The organism is Acinetobacter sp. YH01018 (assembly GCF_013420295.1).
Taxonomy (GTDB): Bacteria; Pseudomonadota; Gammaproteobacteria; order Pseudomonadales; family Moraxellaceae; genus Acinetobacter.
Genome location: NZ_VOYL01000023.1, coordinates 1 through 13,373, shown reverse-complemented (window position 1 = coordinate 13,373; position 13,373 = coordinate 1). Strand labels below are relative to the sequence as shown.

The window sequence follows — 13,373 nt, the reverse complement described above, 5'->3', positions numbered from 1 at the left end:
AAGAAAAAGGCCTGCAAATGCAGGCCTTTTTCTTGAGCACAATTGGACGATATCAGGTAAATTAAGTGAATATTCATGAAAAACAAAAGTATCATGCAGCTCGGGAAAGACTGAAATATTTCATTAAGGATACAGATAGAGCATGAATATTGTCATGGCGCTATTTCCATTGATCATTTTGATTGCAATGGGATATCTACTTAAACAGACACGTTTTGTCACAGATGAATTTTGGGGAAACTCTGAAAAGCTCAATTATTTTATCTTGTTTCCTAGCTTACTCTTTTTGAATTTATCTCATGTCGAGCTAGAGATGCTTACTGTGTCGAGCATGCTGGGAATCTTGATCCTGATAATTTTGCTGGCAGCTATGGCTCTTTTTGTGGCCAAAAAAATCTATAACATTCCAGTACAGCGTTTTGGCGTGTATATGCAAAGCCAGGTGCGCTTTAATACCTATATCGGCCTGTCGCTCATGGCATCTTTATTTGGACCGAAAGGCATGCAAATGTTTGCCATGCTGATCGCTGTCGCGATCCCTTTGGTGAATATTCTGTCGGTACTGGCATTATCCAGTTTGAGCTGGAACACACTTGGAAAAACAGTTATTTCGATTACAAGAAATCCATTAATTCTCGGCTGTATTGTTGGCGTGGGTTTCAATCTGCTGAATCTGCCCTTAATTGATGGCATAGGGCAACTTGTGAAATTACTTGCTGCAATGAGCTTGCCTTTGGGTTTGCTGTCAGTGGGGGCAGCATTGCAATTTGACCAGTTTAAAATCAATATCTATCGTTTATTGATGAATGTGTTTGGGCGTTTGCTCATCATGCCCATTTTGGCATTTGCAGTATGCCAGGCTTTTGATTTAAGTCATTTAGAACGCATGATTTTAGTGGTATTTTTTAGTTTGCCGACAGCTTCAGCTTCTTATATTCTGACCCGGGTATATCAGGGTGACCATCGATTAATGGCGGCTGTAATTAGTTTGCAGACAATCTGTTTTGCGGTGACTTTTCCCGCATTGATGTTATTGCTGCCTTAAAATAAAAGTTTAAAAGAAAATTATTTTGATAAAAAAGCCTGGCTGTTCTATGCAAACAGCCAGGCTTTTTTATATTTTACTTAAGCAAACTTAGCAAGCACTTCCAGAAAGCCTTCGCTTTGACGCGGGTACTGTGCAATCACATCATGAATGCGTTGACCTTCAGGATTGGTGGCGTTGACATCACGGCCATCGGCAACGAATTGAGTCAGTAAACGCTCATAATCATTTGGACGCATGTGCTTGAATGCATGATAAAGCACATGAAAATCAGCATTAACGCCTGCAGGAGGTAGCTGGGTTAAGTAGGCAAATACACGCTCATCTGACCATTCTTCATTGAACGTTGCTGGCTGAGATAATGCCATCGCAATCTCCTTGGTATACTGATTAAAATAAAAAAGGCAAAATATGAGGCTAGACAAAGCGGTTTTGCTCGACCCTGCCAACTTGAAGCACAGCTTCTCGTCTTGCGGCTGACTAAAGCAGTACCTAAATTGTTCAGGCACTTCGAAGCACAGCTTCTCGTCTTGCGCCTGAACAAAGCAGTGCTTTGTTCAGGCTCATATTTTGCCTTGATTCAATTTGCTTGACTAATCAAAAATCAGATTATCGCTCTTCAGGCAAATTGATATTCATTTCTAACATTTCAATATTGGCTTCAGAACGAACCGACATTTGAATGTGTTGTTCATCTACACCACGGACATAGCGGTTGACCACCTGCATGATTTCTTTCTTCATGAGGTCAATCTTTTCCTGACTTAAGCGTTTGCCTAGACCCTGTTCAGAGGCGACAATGACTTTTAAGCGATCTTTAGCAGTCTGTGCACTTGATGGTTTATCCTCACTACTAAAAAGTTTACTCCAGAATCCTGCCATTTCTTACGCTCCAAATAGTCTTGCTAACCAGCCTTTAGGTTTGACTTCAATATGACGGTAAGGACGTTCTTCACCCAAAAAGCGCGCTACAAGGTCATCATAAGCCTGACCTGCAGCTTCTTCAGTAAACAGAATAACCGGTTTACCTTCGTTAGATGCTTGCAGTACGCTCTTACATTCAGGAATCACACCTAGTGTAGGGACACGTAAGATATCTTTAGAAATATCGTCAATGGTTAACATTTCTTGTTTATCAGCACGTTCAGGGTTGAAACGTGTAATACAAAGATGCTTACGGATGCGACCTTCGTTCTGCTCTACCTTTTTGGTTTTGCTGTCCAGCATACCAATAATACGGTCAGAGTCACGTACAGAGGAAATTTCCGGGTTGGTCACAATGATCGCTTCATCTGCATGATACATGGCCATGATGGCACCACGTTCAATCCCTGCAGGCGAATCACAAATAATATAATCAAACTCTTGAGAAAGTTCATCCATAACGCGTGCAACACCTTCATCGGTCAAGGCATCTTTGTCACGGGTCTGTGATGCAGGCAAAATATATAAATTTTCAATATCTTTGTCACGAATAAGTGCTTGTTGAAGACGCGCTTCGTTATTCAATACATTCACAAAATCATAAACAACGCGACGTTCACAACCCATAATTAAATCAAGGTTACGTAAACCCACGTCAAAATCGATCACAACAGTTTTGTGACCACGAAGGGCTAAACCTGTTGCAAAAGATGCACTTGTAGTAGTTTTACCTACACCACCTTTGCCTGATGTTACGACAACAATTTTCGCCACCGAATCCACTCCTGTTATGGTTCAAACCCCTTTTTAAATATGGGGCTTTTGGTGTTTATTTATACATTAAAACTCGAGAACTTCAAAGACAAGTTCTTGATGATCATTCAAGTAAATATGGACAGATTTTTTCAGGACATGTTGTGGAATGTCATCTGCCACACAATATGTCCCTGCAATCGATACCAGTTCTGCTTCCAGTGAATGACAGAAAATACGCGCTGCACCATTCCCGCCTGCGCCGGCGATGACTCTACCACGTGCGCTACCATAAATATGTATATTTCCTGAAGCAATGACTTCAGAGCCGCTATTGATTCCTGCGTTAAGAATAATATCGCCATGATCCTGAACCAGGCATTGACCGGTGCGCAAAATTTCATCGTGATAAGAGGTCACATGGCTGATGACACGAGCTGGTTTGACTGGCTCTTCTTCAGCACTGTGGGTTGGGGCAGAGTCAACTTCAGGTTTGGCCTCAACCACTTGTTCTTTGGTCGCTTTAATACGCTGTAAAGGTTTGTTGTCTGCGGGCAGAATAGGAAACTGAATGGCCCGGGCTTCATCGGAAAGAATACCGTCAATCACGCCCATCGGCTGTAAGTCCAGACTGATCAATAGCTGAATCAGTGCAATCAGTTCCTGTTCTACCGTGCTGTCAATAATGACCAGCGTGCCATGAGAAGCAGTTTCTTGGAGCATTTGAGTCAATTGCTGGCGGATTGCATTGTGATCATTGGTGTCAAAAGTTAATCGGGTAAAATTAACCATTCTGCCTGTAATCCGTATATCAGCCATAATTATTCCTTAAGACTTCTGACTCATTAATTTTATGTCGAAGTGATGTTGTAAATAGAGCAAATGCTAGAACAAATTGCAGCTTTTCTCTAGCCACGTTTTCAATATTTTTAATTTCATGATCATTCTTTAACTTGATCATGCTGTTCCAGGATTTGTTGCCATTGTTTTACTTTTACCTGTTTGCGAATGGCTTCTAAACTCTCAAAAACAGCCGATTCCACCAGGTTTTCCACATAGGTATTATTTTCAAATTGTATTTGACTGATTTTATTCGAAATTTCTAAATATGCCAGATTTTTTTCATTTTTATGACCGTATGCAAAAGGTTCAATCAGCCCCAGCGTAATATTTTCTCCCAAACGTTGTCCAATGCTCTGGATTTGTTGCTCGATGCGTCCCCCCACAATCGGAATCAGGCGCAATAATTGGGTCAGTTCAGGGGTGTCTTCAATGGCACGATTGACAATGTCGCCGACATTTTCGGCAATCATGATTTTTTGTGCCTGCAGCTCTTTGCCTAAAGACTCTTGCAAAATATCCGCCAGGGCAGCAGCAAACATGTCACGGTGATGGGCAACCAGATCTTCAATCAGTTTTTTATGTGTGGTACTGGTCGAGAGTTCACGTTTTATGCCATCTAAGACCGTAAGTACAATACGGCTGGTGAGTTCTTCAAGCACCATGTGGTAATAGAATTTAGCCCGCCGATACCAAGCGTCCGGAATGACTTTATAACCATGCTGGTGCAGGTTGTAGCCGATGGCCCCGGCACGTAATAAACGTAAGAAACGCAGCTGCGGAATAATGGAGAGAATTTCGTACCAGTGAATAAAGGGAAAGAAAAACCAGCGCTTATGATGTTGCCCAATGACCGCAATTACCCAGCGGGCCAGCAGTTCAATGACCAGAAAACTGGTAAACCAGCTTTCGGTAATGATGACCCAGGGACGCAATGAGTTACGGTAAAAATGTAACAGTTCAGGAAGATGAATAAAGTCAAACAGCCAGCCGCCAAAATCACTCATCAGAATGGCATTGGCACTCAGGCAGAACAGGTTGATGATGATCAGAATCATCATAAAAATGTCATAGCCCAGTGCGACTTTCCATCCCCAAGTACCTTTTTTTACAAAAGAAAAGGTGGGGGATGTGATCTGGTCGTCTTGCTTCATTTTTTTCCTTGCGTGTACTTAAGCTTTCGCAGCCAATTCTTGCTGCATGCGTTCAATCAGTTGGTCTTTCTCAGTCCATAGCGCATGAACCCATTGCTGAAAACGTTCACGATATTCAGCATCATCTTCATAATTACCACCTAATACCCAGTCTGGAATATCGATTTTACGCAAATTCACCGCAATGCGATTGACCTCTCCTAGCCAGAAATCGCCATAACCTGGGACACCATCTGGATAAACAATAGTCATGTCGACCAGCGCATCAATTTTGTCACCTAAAATGTTGAGGGCCAAGGCTAAGCCACCCGCTTTAGGTTTGAGTAAATGTTTATAAGGTGATTGCTGCTGCGTATGCTTCTCTGGCGTAAAGCGCGTACCTTCCAAATAGTTCAATAAGGTAAAAGGTTGACTTAATAGCTGCTCGCAGGCTTTACGCGATTCTTCCATATCACGGGTTTTAAGTTCCGGATTTTTTGCAATCTGTTCCTTGCTATGGCGCTTCATCATCGGGAAGCCCAAAATTTTAAAGGCTTGCCCCACGAAAGGAATAAAGATCAGCTCCCACTTGGTAAAGAAACGGGTAAGTGGCATGCGGGTTAAACCAAAATATTGATTTACCGTAGTATCCACCCAGCTTTGATGGTTACAGGTCATCAGGTAACGGCCTTGCATACTGAGCTCTAAACCTTTCTCAATCGTGATATCCCACTTTAAGTTGGGCAATACATGGTCGATCAGCCAATTATTGACACTGAGCCAGCTGTTGGTAATTTGAATGTTGGTTTCGTCTATTTTACGTGATTTTTTAATGAGTTTGGTTAATCCCAAAGCGAGTACAGGTGGTCCATGAAAAAAAGTACTTCCAGTAATGACCGATCCGACAGTAAGCCCGCGAGATATTTTTTTTAATATCGGTTGCTTGGTATTTTGAGATGACATATAAAAAAAGGCCTTAAAAGAAAATCATCGAAGGTTTTTATTTAGTATTCAATATAATTGTAGAATTTAAAATAAAAAAGTCTATTCATACAAGTATGGAGAAATTGTGCTGAAGTTATTCTTGACACTCAGCTGAAATATTACAAAATGTAACTAATAAATGGGTTATTTACAAAAAATCAATGGTATGCCGATTTTTTTTAATTCATTATTCCACTATACGATAAAACACAAGAAGGAGGCATGCGATGCGTGCACTAGTCATTTCAGCAGCAGTAGCAGGGGCATTGGCACTATCAGGCTGTCAAACAACTGGCAACAACATTGGCGGTATGGAATACGATAAAACAGCAATTGGCGCAATAGTGGGTGCAGCTGCGGGTTATGGTCTTTCTAAAAGTAACGCAAATACAAGCGCTCAAAATAACCGTGCTGCAGCAATCGGTGCTGTATTAGGCGGTGCAACAGGTGTATATCTGGACAATAAAGAGAAAAAATTACGTCAACAAATGGCGGGTACTGGTGTAGATGTTACACGTAATCCGGATGGTTCTGTTGGCCTGATTATGCCGGGTAATATTACTTTTGATACCAACAAATCGAATATCAAACCGAACTTCTACGCAACTTTGAACAAAGTTGCACAAACACTGACTGAAGACAACAAGAGCGGTATTCTTGTAACAGGTTATACAGACAGCACGGGTAATGACTCGATTAACATTCCATTATCTCAAGCGCGTGCTCAATCAGTAGCTAACTATCTTGCCGGTCAGGGCGTGGCACGTACACGTATTAATGCACAAGGTCAAGGTTCAGCGAACCCAATCGCATCAAATGCGACTGCTGAAGGCCGTGAACAAAACCGTCGTGTAGAAATCAGCATTTACGCGGTTCAATAATTCTTCATTTAAGTTCATGATGAATTGAAAAGACCACCTTCGGGTGGTTTTTTTATGAATGTCAAATCTGTATTTTAGGTTATGCAAGTTGGGTGGAGATGACTATAATCGAGCTCCAATTAACACGAGGAAATCCTATGTCATCGGCAAGTCAACTGAATGACAAGCAACTTGAAGCTATGAAATACACTCAAGGGCCCTTGTTAGTACTTGCAGGGGCAGGTTCGGGTAAAACCTCGGTAATTACGCGAAAAGTCGCACATCTAGTCAAGAATTGCGGTATACCGGCACATCGGATCACGGCCATGACCTTTACCAACAAAGCAGCACGCGAAATGAAGGAGCGTGTCGGTAAATTATTGTCTCGTGAAGAAGCCAAAGGTCTGTCTGTTTCAACTTTCCATACCTTTGGTCTGAATTTGCTCCGATTGGAACTCAAACATACCCCATTAAAAAATAATTTTTCTATTCTGGATGCCGATGATTGTAAGCGTATCCTGATGGATTTAATGCACCGTGATAATTTATCCGGCGCGGAAAGTAAAGAACTCATTGCCAAGGCAATGAAGATGATTTCGGACTGGAAAAATGACCTGATTCCACCGGAACAAGCACATACCACCTGTGAAACCACTGAAGATGTCCAGTTTGCGCATTTATATCAGCTTTATGAACGCAACCTGCGTGCCTATAATGCGGTGGATTTTGATGACCTGATCGTGATGCCGACCCGTTTGTTGCAGGAAAATGCTGAAGTCCGGGATAAATGGCAAAATCGGGTGCGTTATCTGCTGGTGGATGAATATCAGGATACCAATACCGCACAGTATATTCTGGTGAAACTGCTGGTCGGTGTGATGGGACAATTTACTGCGGTAGGTGATGATGACCAGTCCATTTATGCCTGGCGTGGGGCAAAGCCTGAAAATATGGCTTTGTTGAAGGAAGATTTTCCGAATTTAAAAGTCATTAAATTAGAACAAAATTACCGTTCCACCAGCCGTATTTTGAAAGCGGCGAATACGGTGATTGGCAATAATCCGCATATTTTTGATAAAAAACTCTGGTCGGATAAAGGCCATGGTGAGGCGATTCGGGTCATTACCTGCCGTAATGATGATGATGAATCTGAACGCGTAGTGAAGGATCTGATCACCCATAAGCTGATGAATGGAAAAAACTGGAAGGATTATGCGATTTTGTATCGCGGTAATTTTCAGGCCCGTATTTTAGAAACACAGCTGCGTCAAATGCAGATTCCATACAAGCTTTCTGGCGGCCAGTCTTTCTTTGCTCGTGCAGAAATTAAAGACATCATGAGTTATTTGCGTCTGATTATTAACCCTGAAGATGACAGTGCATTTTTACGGATTATTAACACGCCGAAACGTGCCATTGGACCTGTAACCTTAGAAAAGTTAGGTCTATTTGCACAGGAGAATCATTTGTCATTGCTGGCAGCGGCAGGTGATCAGCGCCTGACTATGGTAATGCCGAAAAAAGCGACTACACAACTGGCTGAATTTTATGATTTTATTGGTAATTTTACCCGTAACCTGCTGGATGATGACGAGCCTGTGCCAATTATTCGCCAGATGATGCAGGAAGCAGGCTATATCGATTACATCAAGGAATCCGCAGCAACGCCAGCGCAGGAAAAAACCAAGCTGGATAATATTGAAGTGCTGTATAGCAGCATTCAGAGCCTGATTAACCGCGCTGAAGATGTTGATGACAAGAATATTGAAAGTGTGATTCGTAAAATGGTACTGCTGGATATGCTGGAGCAGCAGCAGGAAGAAGAAGATACCGATAAAGTGAATTTATTGACTTTGCATGCATCCAAAGGTCTTGAGTTTCCTTATGTGTATTTGATTGGGCTGGAAGAAGAAATTCTGCCGCATAAAAACTCGATCGCAGCCGAAACAGTGGAAGAAGAACGCCGTTTGATGTATGTGGGTATTACCCGTGCTCGTCAAGGTTTGACGATTACTTTGGCCGAGCAGCGTAAAGCGGGCGGGCAGATGAAACAGATGACCCCAAGCCGATTCCTGGATGAATTGCCGCAAGATGAACTGGAATGGCTAGGTCGCAAGAAAAAACTGGCAGGTAATATTGATCCAAAATTGCAAGCCCAGCATTATCTGGAAAATTTACGCGCGCTAATCAAACGTTAATTCACGATTTAAACCATGCAACATTTAAACTATGCAATTAGGAAAAAACAAATGAAAGTTCAAGTGAAAGTACTCGATACACGTTTAGGCAATGAGTGGCCTATGCCGACCTATGCGACTTCGGGTTCAGCAGGTTTGGACTTGCGAGCTTGTGTCGATGAAGCGACTGTCATTGAACCGGGTCAAACAGTATTGGTGAAAACCGGTTTGGCTATTTATATTGAAGATACAAATTTTGCTGGCTTAATTTTGCCCCGTTCAGGTCTGGGTCATAAACATGGGATTGTTTTAGGCAATCTGGTCGGCCTGATTGATTCGGATTATCAAGGCGAGTTGATGGTATCGGTTTGGAATCGTAGCCAAACAGCATTTACCTTGCAACCGGGTGAACGTTTAGCACAATATGTACTTGTTCCTGTTGTCCAGGCGCAGTTTGATATTGTGAATGAATTTGAAGCGACTGAACGCGGTGCAGGCGGTTTTGGCCATACGGGTAAAGGCTAAGTTTGATTTAGCATAAATATGACAAAACCTGATGCCAAACAATATTATTTGTTTGGCATCAGGTTTTTTTCTTTCTTTAATTTGAACAGGATTTTATTTAAAATAATTAGCTTTTTTATAAAAAAAGTACAAATAAACAATGAATTATATTATTAAAATGCAAAATAATTTTTAATGTATGGATCAGTTAAAAATATTTTTATTGTTTTTGTAAATAATTGTTTTAAATTAAAGTTATTTGAATACTTTTGTTTTCTAATTTCACAAATGATTTATTTTTCAATCAAATAAAGTATTTTTAAAACAAAATTGTAAGAAACTTTTACCGTTGCTTAATAACACGAAATGCTTTTAAATATTAATCTTCTTATTTCATCAGATGATGCACTGGTTGTGAATACTGAGCTAATCCAGCATGCCATGAAATTCTCATTTCATGGGTTATTCTAAAGTAGAAGATGTCATCATGAATTTTAAAAATAAAAAATTTCCTCTACAAATTTTTCGTGCCTATGATATTCGTGGAAAAATATCACTTTTGACGCCTGAAATTGTACAAGCGACTGCCTATGGATTGGTTGAGCAATATCACAAGGCTGGGCAAACACAGCTGGCTATCGGCTATGACGCACGTTTAACCAGTCCTCAATATGCAGAAATTATCAGACGGGTATGTGAAGAAAAAGGACTGCATGCCACAATCATTGGCTGTTGTTCGACACCCCTTTTATATTTTATTGCCCGTCAGTTTGGCGGTAATGGCATTATGATTACAGCCAGCCATAATCCAAAAACTGACAATGGAATTAAATGGATTATTCAGAGCGAACCACCCTGTCCAGACATGATTCAACAGGTCGGTCAGAGCGCGAGCGCAGCTTTTGATCTATTACATAATCTGGTAATTCAACCGGTTCAGCATGAAATTGTGGTGAAATACTGTCTTGAATATCAACAGGCACTCCTAAACGATATCCAGTTAAAGCGACCATTTAAGGTGGTGCTGGATGGCCTGAATGGTTCAGCTGGACGCTGTGCAGCCCTGGTGTTAAAAAAACTGGGCTGTGAGCTGACCGCTATCCGTTGTGAAGCCAATGGCCATTTTCCTGACCATGCACCCGATCCGTCACAAGAGAAAAATCTGGCAGAGTTAAAGCAGACCGTGCTTGAACAGCAGGCTGATATTGGTATTGCTCTGGATGGCGATGGCGACCGGGTCGTGTTGATTGATGAACATGGCACCACGATCTCCGCAGACCGGTTGTTGTCGCTATTTTCAGAAATGTGTCTGAAAACCCATCCTGGTCATGAAGTGGTTTTTGATGTCAAATGTTCCACCATGGTGGCGAATACTGTGCGTCATCTAGGCGGACAGGCCAAAATGATTCGTACCGGAAGCTCTTTTTTACGGACTTACATGTCGCAGTCCAAAGGCAGAGCTGTATTTGGTGGAGAATATGCAGGTCATTATGTGTTTAATGACGGGCGTGGTTTTGGCTATGATGATGGCTTGTATGCGGCATTACGGGTACTGGAATATCTTGGTCAGCAGGCGGATTTAACTCTATCCCAGGCCTTAAAGGCTTATCCGGAACGTTATTGCACTGAAGATACTTATATCAGTACGCATAACATAGAGCCCAAAGCAGTATTGCATGATGTCGAAATGCAAAGTCAGGATTTTGGTGCCCAGTTAAGTAAAATTGATGGGGTACGACTTGATTTTAAAGATGGATTTGGCATTATTCGGGCATCGAATACCGGGGAATATTTTACCGTGCGCTTTGATGCGGATAATCCTGTAAGATTAAACGATATTCGACATACATTTGTTTCCATGTTAAGTGACCGATATCCTCAAATCGCACAAGACATTTTAGATGCTCAATAAGGAGAGGTGAATGCCATATCAACATACCGGCCTCGACAAAGCACAAGTTTTGACTGAAGCTTTGCCGTACATTCAACGTTTTGCAGGTAAAACGCTGGTTGTGAAATATGGTGGCAATGCAATGACCGACCCAGAGCTGGAAAGCTCGTTCGCGCGTGACATTGTATTGTTGAAAACGGTCGGTCTGAATCCGATTGTGGTGCATGGTGGTGGTCCGCAAGTCGATTCATTTTTGAAACAGTTAGGCCGCGAATCTGACCGTATTGATGGCATGCGTGTCACTGACCCTGCAACCATGGAAGTGGTGGAAATGGTTTTAGGCGGTAGCGTGAACAAATCCATCGTGAATCTGATTAACCAGCATGGTGGTCGTGCCATTGGTTTGACTGGTAAAGATGGCAACCTGTTACGTGCCCAGAAGTTATTGATGGAAAAAACCGCTGAAGATGGCACGGTCAAGCATATTGATCTTGGTCTGGTGGGTGAAGTCGTTGGTGTGAAAACCGACGTTCTGGAAATGTTTACCCAAGGGGATTTCATTCCTGTGATTGCACCTCTGGGTGTCGATGAAGAAGGCAATACCTATAACATCAATGCCGATTTGGTGGCAGGTAAAGTCGCTGAAGCTTTAGGCGCAGAAAAACTTATTCTGTTGACCAATATCACCGGTGTGCTGGACGAAAATAAGAACTTGCTGACGGGTTTAACGACCCAGGAAGTGGACCGTTTAATAGAAACCGGTGTGATTTATGGCGGCATGATTCCAAAAGTGGGCTGTGCACTAGATGCAGTCAAAGGTGGTGTGGTCAGCGCACATATTGTTGATGGCCGTGTTCCACATGCCACTTTATTGGAAATTTTTACCGATCATGGGGTAGGAACTTTAATTACCAACCGTGCCAAGCATTAAACCGTGATTTTAAAAAGCCTCCTTGTGAGGCTTTTTTATGGCGTCTATTTTGACCCGCTCAATAGACTGATGATTGAAATCTCAATTTTGTCTTAATACATAAAATCGTGATGACTATCGTGAATTGAGATTTGCAACCCTCTGCCCAGTCATGCAAAATAGAAAAATCATGTATTTGCTGTTTGATCAAGATTATGTGCCAGTTACTCGGAATGAATTGTGCTACGCCAACGGATGTGACTTTCTCATTTCGTGGTTTTTCTCAGCGTGCTGGCATTACATCAGACCATTGTGATGGTTTTGGCATTGCTTTTTTTGAAGATAAAGCCTGCCGACTTTTTGTCGATAATCAATCCGCAGTTGAATCGCCGATTGCTGAACTGATCCGTAATTATCCCATTAAGTCGCGCAATGTGATTGCACATATCCGTAAAGCCACCCAGGGTAAAATCAATCTGGAAAATTCACATCCCTTTAGCCGTGAGCTTTGGGGACGGCAGTGGATTTTTGCCCATAATGGTGATTTACATGACTTTAATCCAACTTTATCGGGGCGTTTTACTCCGGTTGGCAATACCGACAGTGAGCGTGCATTCTGTTATTTGTTAGATCAACTGGTACTTAAGTTTGGTTACCATGAACCCAAACTCGATCAGGTGTTCGATTTATTGGCTGAAGTTTCTCCAAAAATAGCCGAACATGGCACCTTTAATTTCTGCCTGTCGAACGGTCAGGCACTCTTTACGTATGCGATTACCAAATTGCACTGGCTGGTACGTGAATATCCTTTTAAACCTGCACAATTGATTGATCTGGACGTTGAAGTTGATTTCAGTCAGGTTACGACTCCAGAAGATCGTGTCGCCGTCATTACCACAGAACCTTTAACCCAAAATGAAACCTGGAACGCTTTTGTACCAGGAGAGATGATTTTATTTCAGGATGGCCGACCGGTTCGGAAACAGCAGACTCATGTTGAGCGTTTAGAACGTGAACGCTTGAATCCGGCATTGAAACGAATCACTAAAGCCGATCAATATTGATTGCAATTTCAGATAAAACTTTAGTGTCAGATATTTATTAGATAAATATCTGACTTTATTATTTATAATCGGTTGAAATATTTTAAAATTTTATTGCCAGATTTTAATCTTACTGGCTTCGGGATATTTTTATATAATCGTACTATATTTATCTAATATAACTCTGTACACGACAAATTTCATAGGATCCTTGTCCTATCAGGCTTTTTCTTTCTTAAAATTGCTAGCACTTTCTTAAATTCTTCTTTTTTTCCAAAACCAATCAAACGTAGAATAGCCATTTGAACA

At 41.7% G+C, this 13,373-nt stretch carries 13 protein-coding genes; 7 read left to right on the top strand and 6 right to left on the bottom strand.

Annotation, left to right across the window (positions count from 1 at the left end; genetic code table 11):
• The first annotated feature begins 142 nt into the window (after positions 1-142).
• Positions 143-1,045, top strand: coding sequence for an AEC family transporter (locus FTT83_RS09340; RefSeq protein ID WP_086196433.1), 903 nt, complete (start codon positions 143-145; stop codon positions 1,043-1,045).
• Between the two features lie 80 nt (positions 1,046-1,125).
• Here FTT83_RS09340 and FTT83_RS09335 read toward each other — a convergent pair whose 3' ends face one another.
• The 6 genes from FTT83_RS09335 to FTT83_RS09310 form a co-directional block, all read right to left on the bottom strand.
• Positions 1,126-1,413 carry a PA4642 family protein gene (locus FTT83_RS09335; protein ID WP_086196432.1) on the bottom strand — a complete coding sequence of 96 codons (288 nt, stop codon included), beginning with the start codon at positions 1,411-1,413 and terminating at the stop codon, positions 1,126-1,128.
• 241 nt (positions 1,414-1,654) lie between these two features.
• On the bottom strand, positions 1,655-1,927 hold the full coding sequence (minE, locus tag FTT83_RS09330; RefSeq protein WP_086196431.1) for a cell division topological specificity factor MinE: 273 nt from the start codon (positions 1,925-1,927) through the stop codon (positions 1,655-1,657).
• A 3-nt stretch (positions 1,928-1,930) separates the two neighbouring features.
• Positions 1,931-2,743, bottom strand: a complete 813-nt coding sequence (minD, locus tag FTT83_RS09325) for a septum site-determining protein MinD (RefSeq protein WP_086196430.1) — start codon at positions 2,741-2,743, stop codon at positions 1,931-1,933.
• Positions 2,744-2,809: 66 nt separating this feature from the next.
• Complete coding sequence (minC, locus tag FTT83_RS09320; protein ID WP_086196429.1) at positions 2,810-3,541, bottom strand: septum site-determining protein MinC; 732 nt, start codon at positions 3,539-3,541, stop codon at positions 2,810-2,812.
• A 122-nt stretch (positions 3,542-3,663) separates the two neighbouring features.
• A complete protein-coding gene (locus FTT83_RS09315) occupies positions 3,664-4,716 on the bottom strand; it encodes a hypothetical protein (protein ID WP_086196428.1) in 1,053 nt (350 codons plus the stop codon).
• A gap of 18 nt (positions 4,717-4,734) precedes the next feature.
• On the bottom strand, positions 4,735-5,658 hold the full coding sequence (locus tag FTT83_RS09310) for an acyltransferase (RefSeq protein ID WP_180043004.1): 924 nt from the start codon (positions 5,656-5,658) through the stop codon (positions 4,735-4,737).
• Positions 5,659-5,906: 248 nt separating this feature from the next.
• Between FTT83_RS09310 and FTT83_RS09305 the strand changes: the two genes are divergently transcribed.
• The 6 genes from FTT83_RS09305 to FTT83_RS09280 all read left to right on the top strand — a co-directional run bounded on the left by FTT83_RS09305 (position 5,907) and on the right by FTT83_RS09280 (position 13,085).
• On the top strand, positions 5,907-6,560 hold the full coding sequence (locus FTT83_RS09305; RefSeq protein ID WP_086196426.1) for an OmpA family protein: 654 nt from the start codon (positions 5,907-5,909) through the stop codon (positions 6,558-6,560).
• Between the two features lie 137 nt (positions 6,561-6,697).
• Entirely contained in the window at positions 6,698-8,737 is a 2,040-nt protein-coding gene (locus FTT83_RS09300; protein WP_180043003.1) for a UvrD-helicase domain-containing protein, read from the top strand.
• A gap of 51 nt (positions 8,738-8,788) precedes the next feature.
• Positions 8,789-9,241 carry a dUTP diphosphatase gene (gene dut, locus FTT83_RS09295; RefSeq protein ID WP_166171142.1) on the top strand — a complete coding sequence of 151 codons (453 nt, stop codon included), beginning with the start codon at positions 8,789-8,791 and terminating at the stop codon, positions 9,239-9,241.
• Between the two features lie 466 nt (positions 9,242-9,707).
• A complete protein-coding gene (locus FTT83_RS09290; RefSeq protein ID WP_180043027.1) occupies positions 9,708-11,132 on the top strand; it encodes a phosphomannomutase/phosphoglucomutase in 1,425 nt (474 codons plus the stop codon).
• Positions 11,133-11,142: 10 nt separating this feature from the next.
• The gene (argB, locus tag FTT83_RS09285) at positions 11,143-12,042 is read left to right on the top strand and encodes an acetylglutamate kinase (protein ID WP_180174607.1); all 900 of its coding nucleotides are present in this window, start codon (positions 11,143-11,145) and stop codon (positions 12,040-12,042) included.
• Between the two features lie 194 nt (positions 12,043-12,236).
• A complete protein-coding gene (locus tag FTT83_RS09280) occupies positions 12,237-13,085 on the top strand; it encodes a class II glutamine amidotransferase (RefSeq protein ID WP_086196422.1) in 849 nt (282 codons plus the stop codon).
• Positions 13,086-13,373: the final 288 nt, after the last annotated feature.

Bases quoted from the DNA above. Each gene is read 5' to 3' on its own strand.
- FTT83_RS09340 (WP_086196433.1), top strand. From the start codon at position 143: ATGAATATTGTCATGGCGCTATTTCCATTGATCATTTTGATTGCAATG.
- FTT83_RS09335 (WP_086196432.1), bottom strand. From the start codon at position 1,413: ATGGCATTATCTCAGCCAGCAACGTTCAATGAAGAATGGTCAGATGAG.
- minE (WP_086196431.1), bottom strand. From the start codon at position 1,927: ATGGCAGGATTCTGGAGTAAACTTTTTAGTAGTGAGGATAAACCATCA.
- minC (WP_086196429.1), bottom strand. From the start codon at position 3,541: ATGGCTGATATACGGATTACAGGCAGAATGGTTAATTTTACCCGATTA.
- FTT83_RS09315 (WP_086196428.1), bottom strand. From the start codon at position 4,716: ATGAAGCAAGACGACCAGATCACATCCCCCACCTTTTCTTTTGTAAAA.
- FTT83_RS09310 (WP_180043004.1), bottom strand. From the start codon at position 5,658: ATGTCATCTCAAAATACCAAGCAACCGATATTAAAAAAAATATCTCGC.
- FTT83_RS09305 (WP_086196426.1), top strand. From the start codon at position 5,907: ATGCGTGCACTAGTCATTTCAGCAGCAGTAGCAGGGGCATTGGCACTA.
- FTT83_RS09300 (WP_180043003.1), top strand. From the start codon at position 6,698: ATGTCATCGGCAAGTCAACTGAATGACAAGCAACTTGAAGCTATGAAA.
- dut (WP_166171142.1), top strand. From the start codon at position 8,789: ATGAAAGTTCAAGTGAAAGTACTCGATACACGTTTAGGCAATGAGTGG.
- FTT83_RS09290 (WP_180043027.1), top strand. From the start codon at position 9,708: ATGAATTTTAAAAATAAAAAATTTCCTCTACAAATTTTTCGTGCCTAT.
- argB (WP_180174607.1), top strand. From the start codon at position 11,143: ATGCCATATCAACATACCGGCCTCGACAAAGCACAAGTTTTGACTGAA.
- FTT83_RS09280 (WP_086196422.1), top strand. From the start codon at position 12,237: ATGTGCCAGTTACTCGGAATGAATTGTGCTACGCCAACGGATGTGACT.